This window comes from Salmonella sp. 2020_1459 (genome assembly GCF_043847915.1).
Classification (GTDB): domain Bacteria; phylum Pseudomonadota; class Gammaproteobacteria; order Enterobacterales; family Enterobacteriaceae; genus Salmonella; species Salmonella enterica.
The window spans coordinates 196,560-219,827 of the sequence record NZ_JBCMFA010000008.1; the positions used below are offsets into that span (position 1 = coordinate 196,560).

Consider the following 23,268-nt stretch of genomic DNA (forward strand, 5'->3'; position numbering starts at 1 on the left):
TCTTCCTCAACCCTTGGAGTTGGCGGATTCCGCGTGGCTCATGTCCATACCTTCCATTCCTTCATGCGAGCTGTGCTCACCTTCAGGTTGGGTCATGTCCATGCTCTTACCGTGGTCCATGAATTTGTTAATAACGTCCTTGAACAAATCTGGTTTCACGCTGGAGAAATATTCCACCTTGTTGTACTCGCTTGGCATAGCCACTTTCTCGAACGCCGCCATATCATTCATGGTGTTCGGAGACTGCTTCGCTTTTGCGACCCATTGGTCGAATTCTGCGCGGTCTTTGGTGGCGATAGCTTTAAACTTCATACCAGAGAAGCCCGGGCCGCTATAGCTGGCGGAGATGCCATCGTAGGTTCCGGGTTCGTTGGCGATCAGATGCAAACGTGTTTGCATACCGGCCATGGCATAAATCTGGCTACCCAGACGCGGGATAAAGAAGGAGTTCATCACGGAGTTGGAGGTCACTTTGAAATAAACCGGCGTGTTCGCCGGGAAGGCGATCTCGTTGACGGTGGCGATACCCTGCTCCGGATAGATGAAGAACCATTTCCAGTCCATGGAAACCACTTCGATGGTGATCGGTTTTTCGTCATGCGCCAGCGGCTTGCTTGGTTCAAGCGCGTGCGTGGTTTTCCAGGTCAGTACGGCAAGGAAAATGATGATCAAGATAGGCACCGTCCAGACCACGGCTTCCACTTTATTGGAGTGTGACCAGTTCGGGCTATACTTCGCATCCTTATTACTCGCACGATACTTCCAGGCGAAACCAACAGCCATCAAGATGGCGGGAATAACGACGATCAACATCAGGCCAAATGCCGTCAGTATCAGCGAACGTTGCTCCAGTCCAATCTGTCCTTTGGGATCCAGCAGCGCAGAATTACAGCCACTGAGTAATGCAGTGCCTGCAATTAATGACAACCATCCCAAACTTTTATTGTATTTCCTGAGTCTCATTTAACGACCTCAATTCCACGGGACCTGGTGGCGTTTAAAGTGTAGGGGCATTTTACGGTAAGGTTACATTACTGTAAACATGATTGGTTCTGTGTTACCAAGTTCTGCCGCGCATGTCACATATGTTGCCAAGTATGTCGAAATAACTTTAAGACACTGTTGAAACTTTGCGTTATAACGGATGAGGTCTGTAAGTGGGATGTTGAGGGATAATTGGTATAACCAATGTAAAAATAAAACAATTACTTAACAATTTATTATCAATAAAAGGACAATCAACGGCAGAAATTTAAATTTAATCGGCTGAATCGTGTAAAGAAAATAGGTAGCGTAGAAATTACCAATAATTTCCAAAATTCTGTTGCGCACAAAAAGACAAATATATTTTTTATCAATTGATGGTTATTTAGCCGTTATAATTCCGGGTCGTTATTACAACGGCAAATAATGTTTTAGAGCAGGCGTGTTTTTCGTAGCGCCAGGTAGTCCAGCAACCCGCCAAAGACAATGCCGCACACGGCAACCACTACCGCAGTCTCAAGCAATTCGGGCAGGAATGAGAAGTTAGTGTAATCCACCGCGTTCATGGTCAGCAGGAGTACCCATACCGCCAGCAAAGCGACGCCCGCGAGCAGGATTGAAAGCGCGAAATTGTAGGCGCCACGGTATTGCGTGCGGGGAATGAAACGCTCGCTCTGCCAGCTATATTCCAGCGTTTGCCGACAGACCAGCAACAGTAACAGCCCGGGAACGGCGGCAACAACCGAGAAGAGGTAGAATGTCGGCCAGCCGTGCGCTTCAACGAACCAGCCCGCCACAGGACCAACATAAACGCGGCCTACTGCGGAGAGGGCCGACAGTAGGGCAAACTGTGTTGCGGAAAACGACTTATTACATAGCGTCATTAATAAGGCGACAAAGGCGGCAGTACCCATCCCGCCGCACAGATTTTCGAAAAAGACCGCCGCGCCCATGCTGAACATGTTTTTATCGGTAATGGAGAGCAACCAGTAACCGGCGTTGGACGCGCCTTGCAAAATGCCGAAAATCAGCAGCGCGCGAAACAGCGAAAGACGCTGCATTAATATGCCGCCGTATAACGCGCCGACGATCGTTGCCAGCAGGCCCAGCGTTTTATTGACCACGCCGACTTCGCCGGCGTCAAAGCCGACGCCGCGAATCAAAAAGGTGGTGGTCAGGCTCATGGCGAAGGCGTCACCCAGTTTATAAAGCACAATGAGCAGTAAAATCAGCCAGGCGTTGTTACGGCCAAAGAAATCGCGTAGCGGCGCGACGACGGCCTGCTCCAGCGATTTCGGGGACGGGATAGTATCGGTCGGTTCCGGCGCCAGTAAGGTGGCGATAATGCAGGGGATCAACAATGCCGCCATCAGCCAGTACATGCCCTGCCAGCCGAGCCAGCGATCGGCCAGCCATAGCGCCAGTCCGCCGGAAACCAGCATCCCCAACCGGTAGCCAAGCACGCTGATTGCCGCGCCAGCGCCGCGTTCTTCTGCGGGTAAAACATCGGTTTTCCAGGCGTCGAACACGATATCCTGCGAGGCGGAGCAAAAAGCAATCACCACCGCCAGCGCCGCCATCCAGCGTAGCTGCGTGCCGGGTTCAAGAAAGCCCATCGCCGCAATCGCCGCCAGTAACAACAGTTGGGTGGCGAGTAACCAACCGCGACGACGACCTAAAAAAGGCGGCGTGTAGCGGTCCATCAGCGGGGACCAGAGAAACTTAAACACATAGGCCTGACCAACCAGCGAGAAGAAGCCAATCGTTTTAAGATCGATATTCTCGACGGTCATCCACGCCTGTAGCGTACCGGAGGTGAGCGCCAGCGGGAGGCCAGAGGCAAAACCCAATATCAGCAGAATGGCTGAACGCGGTTGCTGGAAAATACGTAAATATTGACTTGACATAGGCATCTACAGACCCGGCTTCTGCCGGGTCTTGTTGTTGCTATTAACGGGCGTTTTGCTTGATAAAATCGTGAATACTGGTGTCCTGAGACATATCAGCAATGGTATCGGTCAGAACGCTGTTCACCGCGTCGGCAATATTCTGGTTAGAGGCCTGGAACGCCCCTTCAATAGAGTAGTTGGCGCGATAGTTTTTGGTCATCTTGCTGCCATTTGCCGCGGTCGCAATAATCGCGATATCCGCTTTGGTCGCGATGTTGTAGCGCACGCTGCCCTGGGAAACATCAGCATACAGTTGGTTAACAATAATCTGCAGATTAACCGCGCCGTTAGGCCCGATCATATAGCCCCGCGCCGTCATCTGTTTTTCCAGGACTTCTTGTAACAGGAAGCGTAAATCGCGGGAGGCGGTTAACGTTACCAGCTGGTTGTTACGCGTGACTTTCGCTAACGCTTGATCCTGGCGCTGGTCCGCGCCGGTAATGCTAACGGTGACGCCCATCAGGCTCGGGTCCTGCTGTGGCAAGGTGATCTTCGGCGCGACGTCAATGGTCGTCGGCGGTGTGGCGCATCCTGCCAGCATAAACAGAGCGACTAACGGAAAGAGAAGTTTTTTTAACATATTCAGGCTCTCAATGACGCTTAAAACGTGATAGGTAAAAATTCCCGCCATCATAACACCGCTAACGGCGAGGGGAAGTGGTCAACGCAGGTAAATTCGTCGTAATGTCCGATTTGGTATTGATAACGGCGCGAGCGGGGATTTTGAGCGCTAAAAGAATGATTAAGGCAGTAAACTTCATACGTTTGGCTGAAATAATCAGACGAAAGCTAAATTTTTGTTGTCATGCTGTAATGGAAACGGTAAAAGCGGCTAGTATTTAAAGGGATGGGTGACATCACAGCGTTGTCGGAGGAGATTTTCATGATGATACGTGAGCAAATAGAAGAAAAATTAAGGACAGCGTTCGACCCCGTGTTTCTCGAAGTTGTGGATGAAAGCTATCGTCACAATGTTCCTGCAGGATCGGAAAGCCATTTTAAGGTCGTGCTGGTGAGCGATCGCTTTACAGGCGAACGTTTTCTTAATCGTCATCGGATGATTTACGGTACGTTAACGGCGGAACTCTCCACAACCGTACATGCGCTGGCACTGCATACTTATACCCTCAAAGAGTGGGAAGGGTTGCAGGATACTATCTTCGCGTCGCCTCCTTGTCGCGGCGCGGGAAGCATCGCGTAGCAAAACGGATTTGCAACTACCTCCGCTTTTCCAGTATGTTGCTACAGAATTATGTGAAAACGGCCTGCGGGCCGTTTTGTTTTGTCTGAATTTTGAGCGTGTCGTACAGTATTCAGACAAAAATTAGCCGAGAATTGTGAAAACCGCCGCAGCATCGCACAATCACCGTTCTCGACTCACAAAAGTGATGCCGCTATAATGCGCCGTCTTATATATGAACGTCTTCGGGATGATTCTGACGACAGGGAATGTGATTGATTATGAGAACATCCCGGTTCCGCGAAGCAAATAGCACGTGCTTGCGGAGTAGAGTTGACCGAGCACTGTGATTTTTTGAGGTAACAAGATGCAAGTTTCAGTTGAAACCACTCAGGGCCTTGGCCGCCGTGTAACGATTACAATCGCTGCTGACAGCATCGAGACCGCTGTAAAAAGCGAGCTGGTCAACGTAGCGAAAAAAGTACGTATTGACGGCTTCCGTAAAGGCAAAGTACCGATGAATATCGTCGCTCAGCGTTATGGCGCTTCTGTTCGCCAGGACGTGCTGGGCGATCTGATGAGCCGCAACTTCGTTGACGCGATCATCAAAGAAAAAATTAACCCGGCAGGCGCGCCGAACTATGTTCCGGGCGAATACAAAGTGGGTGAAGACTTCACTTACTCCGTCGAGTTTGAAGTCTATCCGGAAGTTGAGCTGACCGGCCTCGAGTCCATCGAAGTTGAAAAACCGGTTGTTGAAGTCACCGACGCTGACGTTGATGTGATGCTGGACACCCTGCGTAAGCAGCAGGCGACCTGGAAAGAAAAAGACGGCGCTGCTGATGCGGAAGACCGCGTGACCATCGACTTCACCGGCTCTGTAGACGGCGAAGAGTTCGAAGGCGGCAAAGCGACCGATTTCGTTCTGGCGATGGGCCAGGGTCGTATGATTCCGGGCTTTGAAGACGGCGTTAAAGGCCACAAAGCTGGCGAAGAGTTCACTATCGATGTGACCTTCCCGGAAGAGTACCATGCTGAAAACCTGAAAGGTAAAGCGGCTAAGTTCGTTATCAACCTGAAGAAAGTTGAAGAACGCGAACTGCCGGAACTGACCGAAGAATTCATCAAACGTTTCGGCGTTGAAGATGGTTCCGTAGCCGGTCTGCGCGCTGAAGTACGTAAAAACATGGAACGCGAGCTGAAAGGCGCGGTGCGTAACCGCGTTAAGTCTCAGGCGATCGAAGGTCTGGTAAAAGCTAACGACATCGACGTACCGGCTGCGCTGATCGACAGCGAAATCGACGTTCTGCGTCGTCAGGCTGCGCAGCGTTTTGGTGGTAACGAGAAACAGGCTCTGGAGCTGCCGCGCGAACTGTTCGAAGAACAGGCTAAGCGTCGTGTAGTTGTCGGTCTGCTGCTCGGCGAAGTCATTCGTACCAACGAGCTGAAAGCGGACGAAGAACGCGTTAAAGGCCTGATCGAAGAGATGGCGTCTGCTTACGAAGATCCGAAAGAAGTGATTGAGTTCTACAGCAAAAATAAAGAGCTGATGGACAATATGCGTAACGTCGCTCTGGAAGAACAGGCTGTTGAAGCGGTTCTGGCAAAAGCGAAAGTGTCTGAAAAAGCCACTTCCTTCAATGAGCTGATGAACCAGCAGGCGTAATTTTTCGCGTTAAAAGCACGAAATTTGCACAAAAACCCGTCACCTTTCAGTGACGGGTTTTTTTTGTCACGCATTTTGCATGGTAAGGGTGCGAAAACCGCGTTTCAGTGTTAGCGTTAGAGCAAAAGATTGTTATGCTTGAATTATGGCGATGCCGTACCCATTACAGAGGGACTGGCTGATAATCCGTCCATCAGGTTACAATCAGTACAGCAGGTTTTTTCAATTTTTATCCAGGAGACGGAAATGTCATACAGCGGAGAACGAGATAATTTGGCCCCTCATATGGCGCTGGTGCCGATGGTCATTGAACAGACCTCACGCGGTGAGCGCTCTTTTGATATCTATTCTCGTCTACTTAAGGAACGCGTCATATTTCTGACCGGCCAGGTCGAAGACCATATGGCTAACCTGATCGTGGCGCAGATGCTGTTCCTGGAAGCGGAAAATCCGGAAAAAGATATCTATCTGTACATTAATTCTCCTGGCGGCGTAATTACTGCGGGGATGTCCATCTATGACACCATGCAGTTTATTAAGCCAGACGTCAGCACCATTTGTATGGGACAGGCGGCCTCTATGGGGGCGTTTCTGCTGACTGCCGGGGCGAAAGGCAAACGTTTCTGCTTGCCGAACTCTCGCGTCATGATCCACCAGCCGCTGGGCGGCTACCAGGGCCAGGCGACGGATATTGAAATTCACGCCCGCGAAATTTTGAAAGTAAAAGGGCGCATGAATGAACTTATGGCGCATCATACGGGTCAATCTCTTGAGCAGATTGAACGTGATACTGAGCGCGATCGCTTCCTCTCCGCGCCTGAAGCGGTAGAGTACGGTTTGGTTGACTCAATTTTGACCCATCGTAATTGATGCCCTGGACGCAAGTGTGCCGCTATACACTTCATCCTTCACGCTACCTCGGTGTTGGCTGCCAGCGCGCCTCCCAGTGACTTACTTATGTAAGCGCCTGCGGAGTCGCCGAGTTGCCGCCTTGATGTAGCTCGAATGATTTTGTGTATATACTAATGAAGGGCGGCACAACGCTGATTAGCGGCTTGCGCCTGAGAATGGCATTTGCGTCGTCGTGTGCGGCACAAAGAACAAAGAAGAGGTTTTGACTCATGACAGATAAACGCAAAGATGGCTCGGGCAAATTGTTGTACTGCTCTTTTTGCGGCAAAAGCCAGCATGAAGTGCGCAAGCTGATTGCCGGTCCATCCGTGTATATCTGCGACGAATGCGTCGATTTATGTAACGACATTATTCGCGAAGAAATTAAAGAAGTTGCTCCGCACCGTGAACGTAGTGCGCTGCCGACGCCGCATGAAATTCGTACCCACCTGGACGATTACGTTATCGGCCAGGAGCAGGCGAAAAAAGTGCTGGCGGTGGCGGTCTATAACCACTACAAGCGTCTGCGTAACGGCGATACCAGCAATGGCGTCGAGTTAGGCAAAAGCAACATTCTGCTGATTGGACCGACCGGTTCCGGTAAAACGCTGCTGGCGGAAACGCTGGCGCGCTTGCTGGATGTGCCGTTCACTATGGCGGATGCGACCACGCTAACCGAAGCGGGTTACGTTGGTGAAGACGTCGAGAATATCATTCAGAAACTGTTGCAGAAATGCGACTACGACGTGCAAAAAGCGCAGCGTGGGATTGTCTACATTGATGAAATCGATAAGATTTCGCGTAAATCAGACAATCCGTCCATTCCCCGCGATGTTTCCGGCGAAGGCGTACAGCAGGCGTTGCTGAAACTGATCGAAGGCACTGTCGCCGCGGTTCCACCGCAGGGCGGTCGCAAACATCCGCAGCAGGAGTTCTTACAGGTAGATACCTCTAAGATTCTGTTTATCTGCGGCGGCGCGTTTGCCGGTCTGGATAAAGTGATCGCTAACCGTGTTGAAACCGGCTCCGGCATTGGTTTTGGCGCGACGGTGAAAGCGAAGTCCGACAAAGCCAGCGAAGGCGAGCTGTTGTCGCAGGTTGAACCGGAAGATTTGATCAAATTTGGTCTGATTCCTGAGTTTATCGGTCGTCTGCCAGTGGTGGCGACGCTGAACGAACTCAGCGAAGAAGCGCTGATTCAAATCCTGAAAGAGCCGAAAAATGCGCTGACCAAGCAGTATCAGGCGCTGTTTAACCTGGAAGGCGTCGATCTGGAATTCCGTGACGAAGCGCTGGACGCTATCGCCAGGAAAGCAATGGCGCGTAAAACCGGCGCCCGTGGCCTGCGTTCTATCGTCGAAGCGGCGCTGCTGGATACCATGTACGATTTGCCATCTATGGAAGACGTCGAAAAAGTGGTGATCGACGAGTCCGTTATTGCCGGTCAGAGTAAGCCGTTGCTGATTTACGGCAAACCGGAAGCGCAGGCTTCTGGCGAATAATTAAACATTCATACAATCAGTTAGCCAAAAAAGGGGGGATTTTATCTCCCCTTTCGTTTTTCCTGTAAACACGCCGTTGAATGTGTGGGAAACATCCCCATATACTGACGTACATGTTATAGGTGGTATGGAGCACAGCTATACTATCTGATTACCTGGCGGACACTAAACTAAGAGAGAGCTCTATGAATCCTGAGCGTTCTGAACGCATTGAAATCCCCGTATTGCCCTTGCGCGATGTGGTGGTTTATCCGCACATGGTCATACCCTTATTTGTAGGGCGGGAAAAATCTATCCGTTGTCTGGAAGCGGCTATGGACCATGATAAAAAAATCATGCTGGTCGCCCAGAAGGAAGCATCGACGGATGAGCCGGGTGTAAACGATCTTTTCACCGTCGGGACCGTGGCCTCTATTTTGCAGATGTTGAAACTGCCTGACGGCACCGTAAAAGTGCTGGTCGAGGGGTTACAGCGCGCGCGTATTTCCGCGCTGTCTGACAACGGCGAACATTTCTCCGCGAAGGCGGAGTACCTTGATTCGCCAGCCATTGATGAGCGAGAACAAGAAGTGCTGGTGCGTACCGCTATCAGCCAGTTCGAAGGCTACATCAAGCTGAACAAAAAAATTCCGCCGGAAGTGCTGACGTCACTCAATAGCATTGACGACCCTGCACGTCTGGCTGACACCATCGCCGCGCATATGCCGCTGAAACTGGCGGATAAACAGTCCGTACTGGAGATGTCCGACGTTAACGAACGTCTGGAATATCTGATGGCGATGATGGAATCTGAAATCGATCTGCTGCAGGTTGAGAAACGCATTCGCAACCGCGTGAAAAAGCAGATGGAGAAATCCCAGCGCGAGTACTATCTGAACGAGCAAATGAAAGCGATTCAGAAAGAACTTGGCGAGATGGACGACGCGCCGGACGAAAACGAAGCGCTGAAGCGTAAGATCGACGCGGCGAAAATGCCGAAAGAGGCGAAAGAGAAAGCGGAAGCGGAACTGCAGAAGCTGAAAATGATGTCTCCGATGTCGGCGGAAGCGACCGTGGTGCGCGGCTACATCGACTGGATGGTGCAGGTGCCGTGGAATGCGCGTAGCAAGGTCAAAAAAGACCTGCGTCAGGCGCAGGAAATCCTCGATACTGACCATTATGGTCTGGAGCGCGTGAAAGACCGCATCCTTGAGTATCTCGCGGTTCAAAGCCGTGTAAATAAAATCAAGGGGCCGATCCTGTGTCTGGTGGGGCCGCCGGGGGTAGGTAAAACCTCGTTGGGCCAGTCCATCGCTAAAGCAACAGGGCGTAAATACATCCGTATGGCGCTGGGCGGCGTGCGTGATGAAGCGGAAATCCGCGGTCATCGCCGGACTTACATTGGCTCTATGCCGGGTAAACTGATCCAAAAAATGGCCAAAGTGGGGGTTAAAAACCCACTGTTCCTGCTCGATGAGATCGACAAAATGTCTTCTGACATGCGCGGCGATCCGGCTTCCGCCCTGCTGGAAGTGCTGGATCCGGAGCAGAACGTGGCGTTCAGCGATCATTACCTGGAAGTGGATTACGATCTCAGCGATGTGATGTTCGTCGCCACTTCCAACTCCATGAACATTCCGGCGCCGCTGCTGGATCGTATGGAAGTGATCCGTCTGTCCGGTTATACCGAAGACGAGAAGCTGAATATTGCTAAACGTCACCTGTTGCCGAAGCAGATCGAGCGTAACGCGCTGAAGAAAGGCGAACTGACGGTCGACGATAGCGCGATTATCGGTATTATCCGCTATTACACGCGTGAAGCGGGCGTGCGTAGTCTGGAGCGTGAAATCTCCAAACTGTGCCGCAAAGCGGTTAAACAACTGTTGCTCGATAAGTCGTTAAAACATATCGAAATTAACGGCGATAATCTGCACGACTACCTCGGTGTGCAGCGCTTTGATTATGGCCGCGCGGATAGCGAAAACCGCGTAGGTCAGGTGACGGGGCTGGCGTGGACGGAAGTGGGCGGCGATCTGTTGACCATCGAAACCGCCTGCGTACCGGGCAAAGGCAAGTTGACCTACACCGGCTCGCTCGGTGAAGTGATGCAGGAATCCATTCAGGCGGCGCTGACCGTGGTGCGCGCGCGCGCGGAAAAACTGGGTATTAATCCGGACTTTTACGAAAAACGCGATATCCACGTTCACGTGCCGGAAGGCGCAACGCCGAAAGACGGTCCAAGCGCCGGTATCGCGATGTGTACCGCGCTGGTTTCCTGCCTGACCGGTAATCCGGTGCGCGCAGATGTGGCAATGACCGGTGAGATCACGCTGCGTGGTCAGGTATTGCCGATCGGCGGCCTGAAAGAAAAACTGTTGGCGGCGCATCGCGGCGGGATTAAAACGGTCTTAATTCCATTCGAAAATAAACGTGACCTGGAGGAAATTCCGGACAACGTCATTGCCGATCTGGATATTCACCCGGTTAAGCGTATTGAGGAAGTTCTGACGCTTGCTCTGCAAAACGAACCGTCTGGAATGCAGGTTGTAACCGCAAAATAGTGACCTCGCGCAAATAGCGCTAATAAAAACAGGGCTGGCAGGCTATTTCGGACTTGCCAGCCTTTTTTTGTATAGCTAATTTAGATGGTTGATTGGGTCTGCCACCATTAACGGGTGTTGTAAGGGCGTGGCAGGCCTGATATAACTGCTGCGCGGTCGTACTTCGAAGGATTCAGGTGCGATATAAATTATAAAGAGGAAGAGAAGAGTGAATAAATCTCAACTGATCGAAAAAATTGCTGCAGGGGCTGATATCTCTAAGGCTGCGGCTGGACGTGCGTTAGATGCGATTATTGCTTCTGTTACCGAATCTCTGAAAGAAGGGGATGACGTTGCACTGGTAGGCTTTGGTACTTTTGCTGTTAAAGAGCGTGCTGCCCGTACTGGTCGCAACCCGCAAACAGGTAAAGAGATCACCATCGCCGCTGCCAAAGTGCCGAGTTTCCGTGCAGGTAAAGCGCTGAAAGACGCGGTAAACTAAGCGTGATCCCCTCGGGGGATGTGACAAAGTACAAGGGCGCATCAACTGATGTGCCTTTTTTATTGGCGATTCGGGACTTTCTGTGCGTTGCGGGCTGACAATTGCCCTCGTTTCTTGTCACAATAGGCTTTTGTGCGCCGCGTTCAGAAAATGCGATGCGCGTGAAGTCTCTATACGCAAATCATTCAGGTTGCGTCGACGCGGCGACTGAGCGAAGCACTCAGTAGCCAGCAGAGAAGCCGCCTGAAAGATAAAGTGTAAAGTCACCTACAGCGGAGTGTGGTTACACCATGATGGACAGCTTACGCACGGCTGCAAACAGTCTCGTGCTCAAGATTATTTTCGTTATCATTATCGTGTCGTTCATTTTGACCGGCGTTAGTGGTTACCTGATTGGCGGAAGCAATAACTACGCCGCAAAAGTGAATGGCCAGGAAATCAGCCGGGCACAGTTTGAGAATGCGTTTAACAACGAACGTAACCGTATGCAGCAGCAATTGGGCGACAGGTATTCTGAACTGGCGGCCAACGAAGGTTATATGAAAAGCCTGCGCCAGCAGGTGCTGAATCGTCTGATAGATGAAGCGCTGTTGGATCAATATTCCCGCGAACTGAAACTGGGCATCAGCGATGAGCAGGTAAAGCAGGCGATTTTCGCCACTCCCGCTTTTCAGGTGGACGGTAAGTTTGACAACAACCGCTATAACGCGATTGTGAATCAGATGGGAATGACGGCCGATCAGTACGCTCAGGCGCTGCGTAACCAGCTTACCACTCAGCAACTGATCAACGGCGTGGCCGGTACTGATTTTATGCTGAAAGGGGAAACCGACGAACTGGCGGCATTAGTCTCTCAACAGCGCGTGGTGCGTGAAGCCGTTATTGATGTCAACGCGCTGGCGGCGAAGCAGCAGGTGACCGATCAGGAAGTGTCCAGCTACTACGATCAGAATAAAGTCCGCTTTATGACGCCGGAACAGTTCCGCGTAAGCTATATCAAGCTGGATGCCGCGACGATGCAGGCACCGGTCAGCGATGCGGATATTCAGGCCTATTATGACCAGCATGTAGATCAGTTTACTCAGCCGGAGCGTATTCGTTACAGCATTATTCAGACCAAAACGGAAGATGATGCGAAAGCGGTACTGGATGCGCTGAACAAGGGCGAAGATTTCGCCACGCTGGCGAAAGAGAAATCTACCGATATCATCTCTGCGCGTAATGGCGGCGATATGGGCTGGCTGGAAGAGTCTGCCACGGTGCCGGAACTGAAAAACGCCGGATTAAAAGAAAAAGGCCAGATATCTGGCGTGATTAAGTCGTCTGTCGGTTTTCTGGTGGCGCGTCTGGATGATATTCAGCCTGCCAAAGTGAAACCGTTAAGCGAGGTTCGCGACGACATTGCCGCGAAAGTGAAACAGGAAAAAGCGCTGGATGCTTACTATGCGTTGCAGCAGAAAGTGAGCGATGCGGCAAGCAACGACAATGAGTCGTTAGCAGGCGCTGAACAGGTCGCTGGCGTAAAAGCCGTTGAAACCGGCTGGTTTAGCCGTGACACCTTACCGGAAGAGCTGAACTTCAAACCGGTAGCCGATGCTATCTTTAATGGCGGTCTGGTGGGCGAAAACGGTACGCCGGGGCCGAATTCAGACATTATCACCGTGGATGGCGACCGGGCTTTTGTCGTGCGCGTGAGCGAACATAAACCTGAAGCCGTGAAGCCGTTGGCAGAAGTGAAAGAACAGGTCACTGCCCTGGTGAAGCATAACAAAGCGGAACAACAGGCGAAGCTGGATGCGGAAAAACTGCTGGTCGAGCTGAAAGCGGGCAAAGGCGCGGAAGCGATGAAAGCGGCGGGTCTGAGTTTTGGCGAGCCTAAAACGTTAAGTCGTACCAGTCAGGATCCGGTGAGTCAGGCGGCCTTTGCGTTAAGCCTTCCGACGAAAGATAAGCCAGTTTATGGCGTGGCGAACGATATGCAGGGTAACGTCGTTCTGCTGGCGTTTGACGAGGTGAAAGCGGGCGCCATGCCGGAAGCGCAGAAAAAAGCGATGGTGCAGGGCATCACGCAGAACAATGCGCAAATTGTCTTTGAGGCGCTGATGAGCAATCTGCGTAAAGAGGCGAAAATCAAAATCGGCGACGCTCTGGAACAGCAGTAATCGTCGAGGCGCTTCGCAAAAAATTGCAAAACGTTGTATCTCACAAAGGCCGCTTTCGCGGCCTTTTCCATTTCTGAGAATTGCCGTTTGTTCGTTTTTCTCCGTCCCGCTATCGTGGCTGCACTGTTAACAAACAAGGAGAAAACAGTATGAAACACGGAATTAAAGCACTGCTTATTACGCTTTCTTTAACCTGCGCGGGCATGGCCCATAGCGCGCTGGCGGCGACGCCTGTCGCAAAAAATGCAGCGGTGGAAACAAAAGCGGATACGCCTTCTTCATCCTCCGCCAAAGCGGCATTACCTGCTAAAGCCAGCGATGATGAAGGTACCAGGGTGAGCATTAATACCGCGTCTGCGGAGGATCTGGCGCGGGTGATGAACGGCGTTGGGCTGAAAAAAGCGCAGGCTATTGTGAGCTATCGGGAGGAGTATGGTCCTTTTAAAACGGTGGATGATTTAAAGCTGGTGCCGGGAATGGGAAGCGCGCTGGTGGAGCGTAATCTGGCAGTTTTAACATTGTAATCACTTGCACAGTGGCCAAAATTTGCCAGACTGTAGAGGTCATACCAGTTATGACCTCTGTACTTGTCGTTTACTTATAACAACAACGTAAGGTTATTGCGCTATGCAAACACAAATCAAAGTTCGTGGATATCATCTTGATGTTTATCAACATGTTAATAATGCCCGCTATCTGGAGTTTCTGGAAGAGGCCCGTTGGGATGGTCTGGAAAACAGCGACAGCTTTCAGTGGATGACGGCCCGCAATATTGCCTTTGTGGTGGTAAACATCAATATAAATTACCGTCGCCCGGCGGTATTGAGCGATCTATTGACCGTGACCAGCCAGGTACAACAGCTTAACGGTAAAAGCGGCGTATTAAGCCAGACGATTACGCTGGAGCCAGAAGGGCAGGTGGTGGCCGATGCGCTCATCACGTTTGTTTGTATTGATTTAAAAACGCAAAAAGCGCTGCCGCTGGAAGGCGAATTGCGTGAAAAGCTGGAACAGATGGTGCAATAACGCCTCGCTGTCTGATGGCGTTGAACTTGTCCGGCCTGGCGATATTGACCATGGTGCATATCGCCAGGCCGGATAAGGCGCGTGCGCCGCCATCCGGCAAAACAATCACCTTAACCCGGTTTTTTGCTTCATTGCCGCCATCACCGCCGCTTTATTCGACAGATAATGATTCAGGCCGTTAGCGCGCAGATTACAGGCCGCGCAATGACCACAGCCATCGCCTTTAATGCCGTTATAGCAGGTCAGCGTCTCTTCGCGAACCAAATCCAGTTGGCCCCAATAATCGGCCAGCGCCCAGGTTTCAGCTTTATCAATCCACATTAAGGGCGTTTCGAAACGGATATCTTTCGCCATGCCCAGATTCACCGCGTGATTCAGCGCTTTGACGAACTCATCGCGACAGTCTGGATAGCCGGAAAAATCGGTCTCGCAAACGCCGGTGATCACCGCTTCGGCTTTGACCTGATAAGCGTAAATCGCCGCCAGCGTCAGAAAGAGAATATTGCGTCCCGGTACGAAAGTATTGGGGATACCGTCAGCGTTCGGTTCATAGTCCGGCACCGGAATGCTATCCCGCGTCAGGCTGCTGACCGCCAGTTCGTTCAGCAAAGTGACATCCAGCACTTTATGCGCGCGTGCGCCAAGTTTTAACGCCAGTGCGCGCGCGACATCAATCTCTGCGCGGTGGCGCTGACCATAATCAAACGTGACACAATGCACTTCATCATACTGATGCCGCGCTTGCGCCAGACAAGTGGTGGAGTCCTGACCTCCACTAAATACAACAACGGCGCGTTTCATAGTTATCCTGATCAATGACGAAAGCCAATATGGTAACGCGTACGGATAATCCCGACCAGCTTCTTCACGGCGAAGGCGGCGGAAGCCAGGCTTCGCTAAATTCAAACCAGCCGCGAGGGGTGAGTCGAACGCCGTTAACGCCCGGTGGGGCGCTGATGCGATAGTGATAATTAAATAGTGGCGTAAGTGTGGCGTCATCCATCAGGTTGGCAAAAACTTGTTGTAGCACGGCGCGGCGATCTTTTTCATTGGGCTGAATTTGCAGAGCGTCAAGCGTAGCCTGCAGATGGGAAAACGCAGGCGCGTCAAGGACATGCGGCCAGATCTGATCGCAACGTAGCCACTGCTCCAGCGTATATTCCGGCGCTTCGCCGATCAGCCTGTCGCCCATCATCAGATCCGCTTGCGCCAACGCAGGGCAGTTATCCCAGTTTTTGGCATTATGAAAAATCAACGTTAACTCACAGCCGAGCGTCGCCAGGTAATGTCGAAGCTGTTCCGCCATCGTATGCAGCTCTACGGGAAGGTGATACGCCAGGGTAAGTTTTTTCGGCAATGGGGTTTCATCAACGTCCTGCCATTGCGGGATTGTCCAGCCGGGTAGCAGCCCCTGACTTGGCATAATCAAGTTCTCATCTACCGGTAAGGTTTTCAGCAGCGAAGTATGATGGATAATATGTATCAGACGCCGCGCCTGCTGTACGTTGAGCCGTGAGCCCTTTTTGAGGGTTAAATAACAAAAGCCAAGACTGATACCACTACTTACCTGACTCAGCGTCGCCAGCTCTTCCGGTTTGCCGATGGCAATCTGCACCGGATGGCGGCAACTGGTGCCCAGATCCTGGGCAAACAGTTGCGGGGTGATCCAGAATTCAATCGCTTTCAGCAGCGGATGGCTGAGGTGATAATGGTCATGACTTTCCAGACGCACCAGTTCCGGCGTGAACAACGCCAGGCGAAAAGGACCGGTGCCGATAAGCGGCAGGTCAGGATGCGCCAGACCGCTACAATAGCTCGCCAGACGATGCGCCAGCCAGTAATCAGGTCGGTGAAGGAGAAAGGTCAGGCACTGAGGATGCGTTACTTCGATCCGTGCGACGCTAATAAACAATTTGCTTAGCGCCGGTAGGGTAAGCAGCCTTTCCAGGCGTTCGTGTAGCTGCGCGGTATCCACCGCATCGCCATTATGCCAGTGCAGCGTGGAGCGAATATAAAAATCCCAGCGTAAACCGTCGGCGGAAACCTTCCAGTGATGCGCCAAATCCCCGCAAGGATATTGGCTATCGCGGTCGAAGCGCGTTAACCCGGAAAAAACTTGCCCTGCGAGATGCTGTTCCGCGCGTCCTGGCAGAAAACCCGGCTGCAGCGGATCAAGCGGACGATAGTAGGGAATACGCAATGTCGGCGTATCGTTTTGCCATTGGCCGCCCATAAAAGGCTGGAGCATCGCCCGTAACTCGCCCGGCGCCAGCTGCGCCAGTTCCAGTACGTTGAGCTGCTGCCCTTTTTCCAGCGCCTGTTCCATCATGGCGGTGCGGAGCGATTCCGGCGTGACCAGAAACTGGAGCCGTCCACGTTTCCCGCGTCCGGACTGCGCCTCCCATCTTAGCCAACCCGCCTGCTGGGCCTGACGCAGCAGCGTTCGCAGATGGCGCTCGCTACAAAAACAGCGTTCGGCCAGTTCGCTAACGGTGACATGTTGCGTTTCCCCGGCGGAAGGCTGCCAGAGGCGTTGATATTGATTAAGCCGATTCAGTAGCCTCATAGAAACCCGGAACACTTCCTTTTATCTGTTCACTATTACTTCCGTATATCTCAGGTAATACTGAACAACAAGTTAACCGCGTCACAGTGTGGAGAAAGAGATGGCCCGTTTGGCAGCATTTGATATGGATGGCACGTTATTAATGCCCGATCACCATTTGGGTAGAGAAACGATCGCCACGCTGTCGCGTCTGCGCGAACGCGATATCACTCTGACATTCGCTACGGGTCGTCACGTGCTGGAGATGCGGCATATTCTGGGGACGCTTTCACTGGATGCTTATCTTATTACCGGTAACGGGACGCGAATTCACTCGCTGGAAGGCGACGTGCTGCATCGTCAGGATCTCGATCCTCAGGTTGCCGATACGGTGATGCACCATGCCTGGGATACCCGAGCCAGTATGCATGTGTTTAATGACAACGGCTGGTTTACAGGCCAGGAGATCCCCGCGCTACTCCAGGCGCACGTCTACAGCGGCTTTCGTTATCAGGTTATCGATATAAAAAGTATTCCGGCCCATCAGGTGACGAAGATCTGTTTTTGCGGCGATCATGACGATCTGATCCGTTTGCGCATTCAGCTCAATGAGGCGCTGGAAGAACGCGCGCACCTCTGTTTCTCTGCCGTCGACTGCCTGGAAGTGCTACCGCTGGGGTGCAATAAAGGATCGGCGCTGGCGGTATTGAGCAACCATTTAGGGCTTTCACTGGCAGATTGCATGGCGTTTGGCGACGCGATGAACGATCGGGAAATGCTGGGCAGCGTCGGGCGGGGGCTCATTATGGGCAATGCCATGCCGCAGCTTATCGCCGCGCTGCCACACCTTTCGGTTATCGGACATTGTGGTAATCAAGCGGTATCACACTTTTTGACGCATTGGCTGGACAATCCGCATCTACCTTATTCCCCCGAATGAGAGATCTCTTCCAGCAAGCCAGACATTCAGTCTGGCTTTTTTTTGTTTCTAGTCGCCGGTAAGTAATTTTTCGATGGCCGCTGACCACGGCGTCAAATCGCCGATATGGTCGCTAACCCAGGACGGATGGTAATAGGTATCCAGATAGCGATCACCGCTATCGCACAATAACGTCACGATAGCGCCGGTTTCTCCAGCCTCGCGCATCCGGGCCGCAAGCTGCAGCGCTCCCCACATATTCGTGCCGGTAGAGGCGCCGACTTTACGGCCTAGCTGCGTTTCCAGCCAGTGTGCGGTGGCAACGCTGGCGGCGTCCGGCACGCGCAGCATCTCATCCACGACATCCGGAATAAAAGAAGGCTCTACTCGCGGACGACCAATTCCTTCAATCTTACTGCCCACCGGGCTGCGTAATGAAGCGTCGCGATCCTGCCAGTAAGGTAAAAAGACGGAATTTTCCGGATCCACCACCATGAGCTGAGTATCATAGCCCTGGCAGCGAATATAGCGCCCAATCGTCGCAGAGGTTCCGCCCGTTCCGGCGCTCATGACGATAAATCGCGGTACCGGATGGGGTTCGTTGCGCATCTGGCGGAAAATACTGTCGGCAATATTATTGTTGCCCCGCCAGTCGGTAGCTCGTTCTGCGTAGGTAAACTGGTCCATATAGTGACCGTTCAGTTCATGCGCCAGCCGCTCGGAGGCGGCATAAATTTCGCAGGCGCTCTCCACAAAATGACAGTGGCCGCCGTAAAATTGAATCTGTTCGATTTTACGTTTTGCGGTACAGGCGGGCATGACGGCGATGAACGGCAGTCCCAGTAAACGCGCGAACCAGGCTTCGGAAATCGCCGTTGAGCCTGATGACGCTTCAATAATCGGAGTGCCTTCTTTAATCCAGCCATTGCACAGCCCATAAAGGAACAGCGAGCGCGCCAGACGATGCTTGAGGCTACCGGTGGGATGCGTGCTTTCGTCTTTCAGGTAAAGCTGGATACCTGGAAATGCCGACAGGGGCAAACGAATAAGATGCGTATCCGCCGAGCGCTGGTGGTCAGCGTTAATTTCATTAATGGCATTTTTAACCCAATTGCTACTCATCATTAATATCCATTTATCATTTTGTGCCAAGAGTAGCGAAAAGTACGGAAAAAATTGTTGCTATTTGACCTTTAAATTACAATGTAAGGAGAAAAATATTCTCTATGGAGTGGGTATGTTAGATAAAATTGACCGTAAGCTGCTTTGCTTATTGCAGCAGGATTGTACCCTCTCTTTGCAGGCGCTGGCGGATGCCGTTAATCTGACGACAACGCCTTGCTGGAAGCGGCTTAAACGCCTGGAAGATGACGGTATCCTGCTTGGCAGGGTCGCGCTGCTGGACCCGGAAAAACTGGGGCTGGGATTAACCGCTTTCGTGTTGATAAAAACGCAGCACCACAGCAGTGAATGGTACTGTCGGTTCGTGACCGTCGTCTCTGAGATGCCGGAAGTGCTTGGCTTCTGGCGGATGGCGGGGGAATACGACTATCTGATGCGAGTTCAGGTGGCCGACATGAAGCGGTATGACGACTTCTATAAACGTCTGGTCAATAGCGTCCCAGGACTGTCAGACGTCACCTCCAGTTTTGCGATGGAACAGATTAAGTACACCACCTCTCTGCCCATTGAATAATTCTCCCGGTATTGCCGGAAATCATATCAGGAAATAACGCGTGCGATTATTTGCTCAATTAAGCTGGTACTTTCGCCGGGAATGGCGTCGCTATCTTGGCGCAGTGGCCCTGCTTATGCTTATTGCGATGCTACAGCTAATCCCGCCCAAAGTGGTGGGGATTGTCGTGGATGGCGTAACCGCACAGCAGTTTACTCCAGGCCGAATAGCGATGTGGATTGGCACCATTGCCCTGATCGCCGTAGTGGTCTATTTGTTGCGCTATGTCTGGCGCGTGCTGCTATTTGGCGCCTCTTATCAATTAGCCGTTGAACTGCGTGAAGATTATTATCGCCAGTTGAGTCGTCAGCATCCTGAATTTTATCAGCGCCATCGGACGGGCGATCTTATCGCGCGTGCGACGAATGATGTGGATCGCGTCGTATTTGCAGCGGGCGAGGGCGTTCTGACGCTGGTTGACTCGCTGGTAATGGGCTGTGCGGTACTGATTGTCATGTCGACGCAAATTAGCTGGCAGCTAACGCTATTAGCGCTGTTGCCGATGCCGATTATGGCGCTGATGATCAAACGTTACGGCGATCGGCTGCATGATTATTTCAAACTGGCGCAGGCCGCCTTCTCCAGCCTGAACGACCGCACGCAGGAGAGTCTGACCAGCATCCGCATGATCAAAGCGTTTGGTCTGGAGGACCGCCAGTCTTCGCTGTTTGCGGCGGATGCCGAAGATACCGGCAAGAAAAATATGCGCGTGGCGCGTATTGACGCGCGTTTTGATCCAACCATTTACATCGCCATTGGCATGGCGAACCTGCTCGCGATTAGCGGCGGAAGCTGGATGGTGGTTAACGGCAGCCTGACGCTGGGCGAACTCACCAGCTTTATGATGTATCTGGGGTTGATGATTTGGCCGATGCTGGCGCTGGCCTGGATGTTTAATATCGTGGAGCGGGGTAGCGCCGCATACAGCCGCATCCGCGCCATGCTGGCGGAAGCGCCGGTAGTTAAGGATGGCGAAGAGCCGGTCCCGGCGGGGCGCGGCGAACTGACGGCGGCCATTCGTGAGTTTTGCTATCCGCAAACGACGCATCCGGCGCTGGAGAATGTGAACTTTCGTCTTAAACCGGGTCAGATGCTGGGGATATGCGGTCCGACCGGCGCGGGGAAAAGCACAATATTGTCGCTTATCCAGCGCCATTTTGATGTGACGCAGGGAGAGATCCGATTCCATGACATGCCGTTGACGCATCTGCAACTGGATAGCTGGCGTAGCCGACTGGCGGTTGTCAGCCAGACGCCGTTTTTGTTCTCGGACTCTATTGCGAATAATATTGCGCTCGGACGCCCGGAGGCGACTCAGGAGGAGATTGAACAGGTGGCGCGTTTAGCCAGCGTACATGAGGATATTCTCCGCTTGCCTCAGGGCTACGACACGCAGGTAGGTGAACGTGGCGTCATGTTATCGGGAGGGCAAAAACAGCGTATCTCGATTGCCAGAGCGCTACTGTTAAATGCGGAAATTCTGCTTCTCGATGATGCGCTTTCTGCAGTAGATGGCCGCACGGAGCATCAGATTTTGCATAATTTGCGCCAGTGGGGCGAAGGGCGTACGGTCATCATCAGCGCGCATCGTTTATCCGCGCTGACCGACGCCAATGAAATTATCGTTATGCAACATGGTCATGTTGTTCAGCGCGGCGATCACGATCAACTGGCGCAGCAGATTGGCTGGTATCGCGATATGTATCGCTATCAGCAACTGGAGGCCGCGCTGGATGACGCGCCGGAACGCGGCGAGGAGGCGGTGAATGCGTAGTTTTGGACAGCTATGGCCGACGCTGAAACGGTTGCTGGCGTATGGCTCGCCATGGCGAAAACCGCTCTCTGTCGCGGTGATGATGCTGTGGATTGCGGCGGCGGCGGAGGTTAGCGGTCCGCTGCTGATCAGCTATTTCATTGATAACATGGTGGCCCGCCACCATTTACCGTTGGGCAAGGTCGCGGGGCTGGCGGCCGCCTATGTGGGGCTACAATTTCTGGCGGCGGGTCTGCATTACGCCCAGTCTTTATTATTTAACCGGGCGGCCGTTGGCGTGGTTCAGTCCTTGCGCACGGACGTCATGGATGCCGCCTTGCGCCAGCCGCTAAGCGCCTTCGACACGCAGCCTGTCGGACAATTAATTTCACGCGTGACCAACGATACGGAAGTCATCCGCGATCTGTACGTCACGGTCGTCGCAACGGTATTACGTAGCGCGGCGTTGATCGGCGCCATGCTGGTCGCTATGTTCAGCCTTGACTGGCGGATGGCGCTGGTGGCGATTTTGATTTTTCCGGCGGTATTGACCGTGATGATCATTTATCAGCGCTACAGCACGCCGATTGTACGCCGCGTGCGGGCATACCTGGCGGATATTAACGACGGCTTTAACGAAATCATCAATGGGATGAGCGTAATCCAGCAGTTTCGCCAGCAGGCGCGCTTCGGCGAACGCATGGGCGAGGCCAGCCGCTCGCACTACATGGCGCGGATGCAGACGCTGCGCTTGGATGGCTTTTTATTGCGTCCGCTGCTTAGCCTCTTTTCCGCGCTCATTTTATGCGGTTTGTTGATGCTTTTCAGCTTTACGTCTGCCGGCACGATTGAGGTCGGGGTGCTGTATGCGTTCATTAGCTATTTGTCACGTCTGAACGAGCCGCTCATTGAACTGACCACCCAGCAATCCATGCTACAGCAGGCGGTTGTGGCGGGAGAACGTGTTTTTGAACTGATGGATCGCCCGCGCCAGCGCTATGGCAGCGACGACAGGCCGTTACAAAGCGGGGCGATTGATATTGATCATCTGTCGTTTGCTTACCGCGACGATAATCTTGTTTTACAGGACATTACGCTATCAGTACCGTCCCGTAGCTTTGTGGCGCTGGTGGGGCACACCGGCAGCGGGAAGAGCACGCTCGCCAGCTTATTAATGGGGTATTACCCCCTGACACAAGGCGAAATTCGGCTGGATGGGCGAGAAATCGCCTCTCTTAATCATCGCGTTTTACGCCAGGGCGTGGCGATGGTTCAACAGGACCCGGTAGTGATGGCGGATACCTTTCTGGCTAATGTGACGCTGGGGCGCGATGTCTCCGAGGCGCAGGTGTGGCAGGCGCTGGAAACGGTACAACTGGCAGATCTGGCGCGCGGCCTGAGCGACGGGCTGCATACGCATCTCGGCGAGCAGGGAAATACGCTGTCCGTCGGGCAAAAACAGCTATTGGCGCTGGCGCGCGTGCTGGTTGACGCCCCGCAAATATTAATTCTTGATGAAGCGACGGCCAGCATCGATTCCGGCACTGAGCAGGCGATACAGCAGGCGCTGGCGGCGATTCGCGAGCGCACCACGCTGGTGGTTATTGCCCATCGGCTATCGACAATCGTGGAGGCGGATACCATTCTGGTTCTCCATCGCGGCCAGGCGGTGGAGCGCGGGACGCATCAACAATTGCTGGCGGCACAAGGACGCTACTGGCAAATGTATCAATTACAGTTAGTTGGCGAGGAGTTAGCCGCCAGCGTACACGAAGAACCCGGCCCTGCGGCGTAAGGTTTGGCGCCACAGGGCAAAACCTCGCCCATCATGCACCGTCGTGGTGCGTTTTTCTTTCCCTGTTTCGATTTTGGGGCGCGTCAATATAAAGACGCGCCGCTAACCGCGCTTTTCCTCGCTCGCCAGCTTCTGGCACA

Annotated in this window: 19 protein-coding genes; 13 read left to right on the forward strand and 6 right to left on the reverse strand. The window is 52.8% G+C overall.

What is annotated here, in order from left to right; translation table 11 throughout:
• Positions 1-6: 6 nt before the first annotated feature.
• The 3 genes from cyoA to ACH0VJ_RS20015 all read right to left on the reverse strand — a co-directional run bounded on the left by cyoA (position 7) and on the right by ACH0VJ_RS20015 (position 3,513).
• Positions 7-963, reverse strand: a complete 957-nt coding sequence (gene cyoA, locus ACH0VJ_RS20005) for a cytochrome o ubiquinol oxidase subunit II (RefSeq protein WP_001239448.1) — start codon at positions 961-963, stop codon at positions 7-9.
• Between the two features lie 452 nt (positions 964-1,415).
• Positions 1,416-2,891, reverse strand: coding sequence for a muropeptide MFS transporter AmpG (ampG, locus tag ACH0VJ_RS20010; RefSeq protein WP_000098481.1), 1,476 nt, complete (start codon positions 2,889-2,891; stop codon positions 1,416-1,418).
• A gap of 43 nt (positions 2,892-2,934) precedes the next feature.
• A complete protein-coding gene (locus tag ACH0VJ_RS20015) occupies positions 2,935-3,513 on the reverse strand; it encodes a lipoprotein (RefSeq protein ID WP_001537832.1) in 579 nt (192 codons plus the stop codon).
• Positions 3,514-3,816: 303 nt separating this feature from the next.
• Between ACH0VJ_RS20015 and bolA the strand changes: the two genes are divergently transcribed.
• From bolA to fadM, 9 genes are all read left to right on the forward strand, one after another.
• Complete coding sequence (bolA, locus tag ACH0VJ_RS20020; RefSeq protein WP_000973433.1) at positions 3,817-4,134, forward strand: transcriptional regulator BolA; 318 nt, start codon at positions 3,817-3,819, stop codon at positions 4,132-4,134.
• 346 nt (positions 4,135-4,480) lie between these two features.
• Positions 4,481-5,779, forward strand: coding sequence for a trigger factor (tig, locus tag ACH0VJ_RS20025; RefSeq protein ID WP_001198403.1), 1,299 nt, complete (start codon positions 4,481-4,483; stop codon positions 5,777-5,779).
• Positions 5,780-6,025: 246 nt separating this feature from the next.
• Positions 6,026-6,649 (forward strand): ATP-dependent Clp endopeptidase proteolytic subunit ClpP, encoded by a 624-nt coding sequence (clpP, locus tag ACH0VJ_RS20030; RefSeq protein WP_000122257.1) that lies wholly within the window; start codon positions 6,026-6,028, stop codon positions 6,647-6,649.
• 251 nt (positions 6,650-6,900) lie between these two features.
• On the forward strand, positions 6,901-8,172 hold the full coding sequence (clpX, locus tag ACH0VJ_RS20035) for an ATP-dependent protease ATP-binding subunit ClpX (protein WP_371359482.1): 1,272 nt from the start codon (positions 6,901-6,903) through the stop codon (positions 8,170-8,172).
• Between the two features lie 185 nt (positions 8,173-8,357).
• Positions 8,358-10,712, forward strand: coding sequence for an endopeptidase La (lon, locus tag ACH0VJ_RS20040; protein ID WP_001067723.1), 2,355 nt, complete (start codon positions 8,358-8,360; stop codon positions 10,710-10,712).
• 190 nt (positions 10,713-10,902) lie between these two features.
• Positions 10,903-11,193: a nucleoid-associated protein HU-beta gene (hupB, locus tag ACH0VJ_RS20045; RefSeq protein ID WP_254888479.1), complete on the forward strand. Its 291-nt coding sequence runs from the start codon at positions 10,903-10,905 to the stop codon at positions 11,191-11,193.
• 290 nt (positions 11,194-11,483) lie between these two features.
• The gene (gene ppiD, locus ACH0VJ_RS20050; protein ID WP_000969434.1) at positions 11,484-13,355 is read left to right on the forward strand and encodes a peptidylprolyl isomerase; all 1,872 of its coding nucleotides are present in this window, start codon (positions 11,484-11,486) and stop codon (positions 13,353-13,355) included.
• Between the two features lie 149 nt (positions 13,356-13,504).
• The gene (locus ACH0VJ_RS20055; protein ID WP_000680320.1) at positions 13,505-13,879 is read left to right on the forward strand and encodes a helix-hairpin-helix domain-containing protein; all 375 of its coding nucleotides are present in this window, start codon (positions 13,505-13,507) and stop codon (positions 13,877-13,879) included.
• Positions 13,880-13,982: 103 nt separating this feature from the next.
• Positions 13,983-14,381: a long-chain acyl-CoA thioesterase FadM gene (gene fadM, locus ACH0VJ_RS20060; RefSeq protein ID WP_001194543.1), complete on the forward strand. Its 399-nt coding sequence runs from the start codon at positions 13,983-13,985 to the stop codon at positions 14,379-14,381.
• 105 nt (positions 14,382-14,486) lie between these two features.
• Here the strand turns inward: fadM and queC are convergent, their stop codons facing one another.
• Positions 14,487-15,182: a 7-cyano-7-deazaguanine synthase QueC gene (gene queC, locus ACH0VJ_RS20065; protein ID WP_000817201.1), complete on the reverse strand. Its 696-nt coding sequence runs from the start codon at positions 15,180-15,182 to the stop codon at positions 14,487-14,489.
• 64 nt (positions 15,183-15,246) lie between these two features.
• The gene (locus tag ACH0VJ_RS20070; protein WP_001238176.1) at positions 15,247-16,947 is read right to left on the reverse strand and encodes an SgrR family transcriptional regulator; all 1,701 of its coding nucleotides are present in this window, start codon (positions 16,945-16,947) and stop codon (positions 15,247-15,249) included.
• Positions 16,948-17,047: 100 nt separating this feature from the next.
• Between ACH0VJ_RS20070 and cof the strand changes: the two genes are divergently transcribed.
• Positions 17,048-17,866, forward strand: a complete 819-nt coding sequence (gene cof, locus ACH0VJ_RS20075) for an HMP-PP phosphatase (protein ID WP_000113040.1) — start codon at positions 17,048-17,050, stop codon at positions 17,864-17,866.
• A 48-nt stretch (positions 17,867-17,914) separates the two neighbouring features.
• On the opposite strand, the gene cdsH is transcribed toward cof, so the two are convergent.
• Positions 17,915-18,970: a cysteine desulfhydrase gene (gene cdsH / locus ACH0VJ_RS20080; protein ID WP_000987851.1), complete on the reverse strand. Its 1,056-nt coding sequence runs from the start codon at positions 18,968-18,970 to the stop codon at positions 17,915-17,917.
• A gap of 112 nt (positions 18,971-19,082) precedes the next feature.
• Between cdsH and decR the strand changes: the two genes are divergently transcribed.
• Genes decR through ACH0VJ_RS20095 form a run of 3 tightly spaced genes read left to right on the forward strand, consistent with a single transcriptional unit; the run spans position 19,083 to position 23,128 of the window.
• Entirely contained in the window at positions 19,083-19,541 is a 459-nt protein-coding gene (decR, locus tag ACH0VJ_RS20085) for a DNA-binding transcriptional regulator DecR (protein WP_000884593.1), read from the forward strand.
• Positions 19,542-19,581: 40 nt separating this feature from the next.
• Positions 19,582-21,354 (forward strand): SmdA family multidrug ABC transporter permease/ATP-binding protein, encoded by a 1,773-nt coding sequence (locus ACH0VJ_RS20090; protein WP_001235572.1) that lies wholly within the window; start codon positions 19,582-19,584, stop codon positions 21,352-21,354.
• Positions 21,347-23,128 carry a SmdB family multidrug efflux ABC transporter permease/ATP-binding protein gene (locus ACH0VJ_RS20095; RefSeq protein WP_001256070.1) on the forward strand — a complete coding sequence of 594 codons (1,782 nt, stop codon included), beginning with the start codon at positions 21,347-21,349 and terminating at the stop codon, positions 23,126-23,128. The genes ACH0VJ_RS20090 and ACH0VJ_RS20095 overlap by 8 nt, the downstream gene beginning before the upstream one ends.
• Positions 23,129-23,268: the final 140 nt, after the last annotated feature.

Bases quoted from the DNA above. Each gene is read 5' to 3' on its own strand.
- ACH0VJ_RS20015 (WP_001537832.1), bottom strand. From the start codon at position 3,513: ATGTTAAAAAAACTTCTCTTTCCGTTAGTCGCTCTGTTTATGCTGGCA.
- bolA (WP_000973433.1), top strand. From the start codon at position 3,817: ATGATGATACGTGAGCAAATAGAAGAAAAATTAAGGACAGCGTTCGAC.
- clpX (WP_371359482.1), top strand. From the start codon at position 6,901: ATGACAGATAAACGCAAAGATGGCTCGGGCAAATTGTTGTACTGCTCT.
- fadM (WP_001194543.1), top strand. From the start codon at position 13,983: ATGCAAACACAAATCAAAGTTCGTGGATATCATCTTGATGTTTATCAA.
- lon (WP_001067723.1), top strand. From the start codon at position 8,358: ATGAATCCTGAGCGTTCTGAACGCATTGAAATCCCCGTATTGCCCTTG.
- cof (WP_000113040.1), top strand. From the start codon at position 17,048: ATGGCCCGTTTGGCAGCATTTGATATGGATGGCACGTTATTAATGCCC.
- ACH0VJ_RS20055 (WP_000680320.1), top strand. From the start codon at position 13,505: ATGAAACACGGAATTAAAGCACTGCTTATTACGCTTTCTTTAACCTGC.
- tig (WP_001198403.1), top strand. From the start codon at position 4,481: ATGCAAGTTTCAGTTGAAACCACTCAGGGCCTTGGCCGCCGTGTAACG.
- cdsH (WP_000987851.1), bottom strand. From the start codon at position 18,970: ATGATGAGTAGCAATTGGGTTAAAAATGCCATTAATGAAATTAACGCT.
- ACH0VJ_RS20095 (WP_001256070.1), top strand. From the start codon at position 21,347: ATGCGTAGTTTTGGACAGCTATGGCCGACGCTGAAACGGTTGCTGGCG.
- clpP (WP_000122257.1), top strand. From the start codon at position 6,026: ATGTCATACAGCGGAGAACGAGATAATTTGGCCCCTCATATGGCGCTG.
- queC (WP_000817201.1), bottom strand. From the start codon at position 15,182: ATGAAACGCGCCGTTGTTGTATTTAGTGGAGGTCAGGACTCCACCACT.
- ACH0VJ_RS20070 (WP_001238176.1), bottom strand. From the start codon at position 16,947: ATGAGGCTACTGAATCGGCTTAATCAATATCAACGCCTCTGGCAGCCT.
- decR (WP_000884593.1), top strand. From the start codon at position 19,083: ATGTTAGATAAAATTGACCGTAAGCTGCTTTGCTTATTGCAGCAGGAT.
- ampG (WP_000098481.1), bottom strand. From the start codon at position 2,891: ATGTCAAGTCAATATTTACGTATTTTCCAGCAACCGCGTTCAGCCATT.
- ppiD (WP_000969434.1), top strand. From the start codon at position 11,484: ATGATGGACAGCTTACGCACGGCTGCAAACAGTCTCGTGCTCAAGATT.
- cyoA (WP_001239448.1), bottom strand. From the start codon at position 963: ATGAGACTCAGGAAATACAATAAAAGTTTGGGATGGTTGTCATTAATT.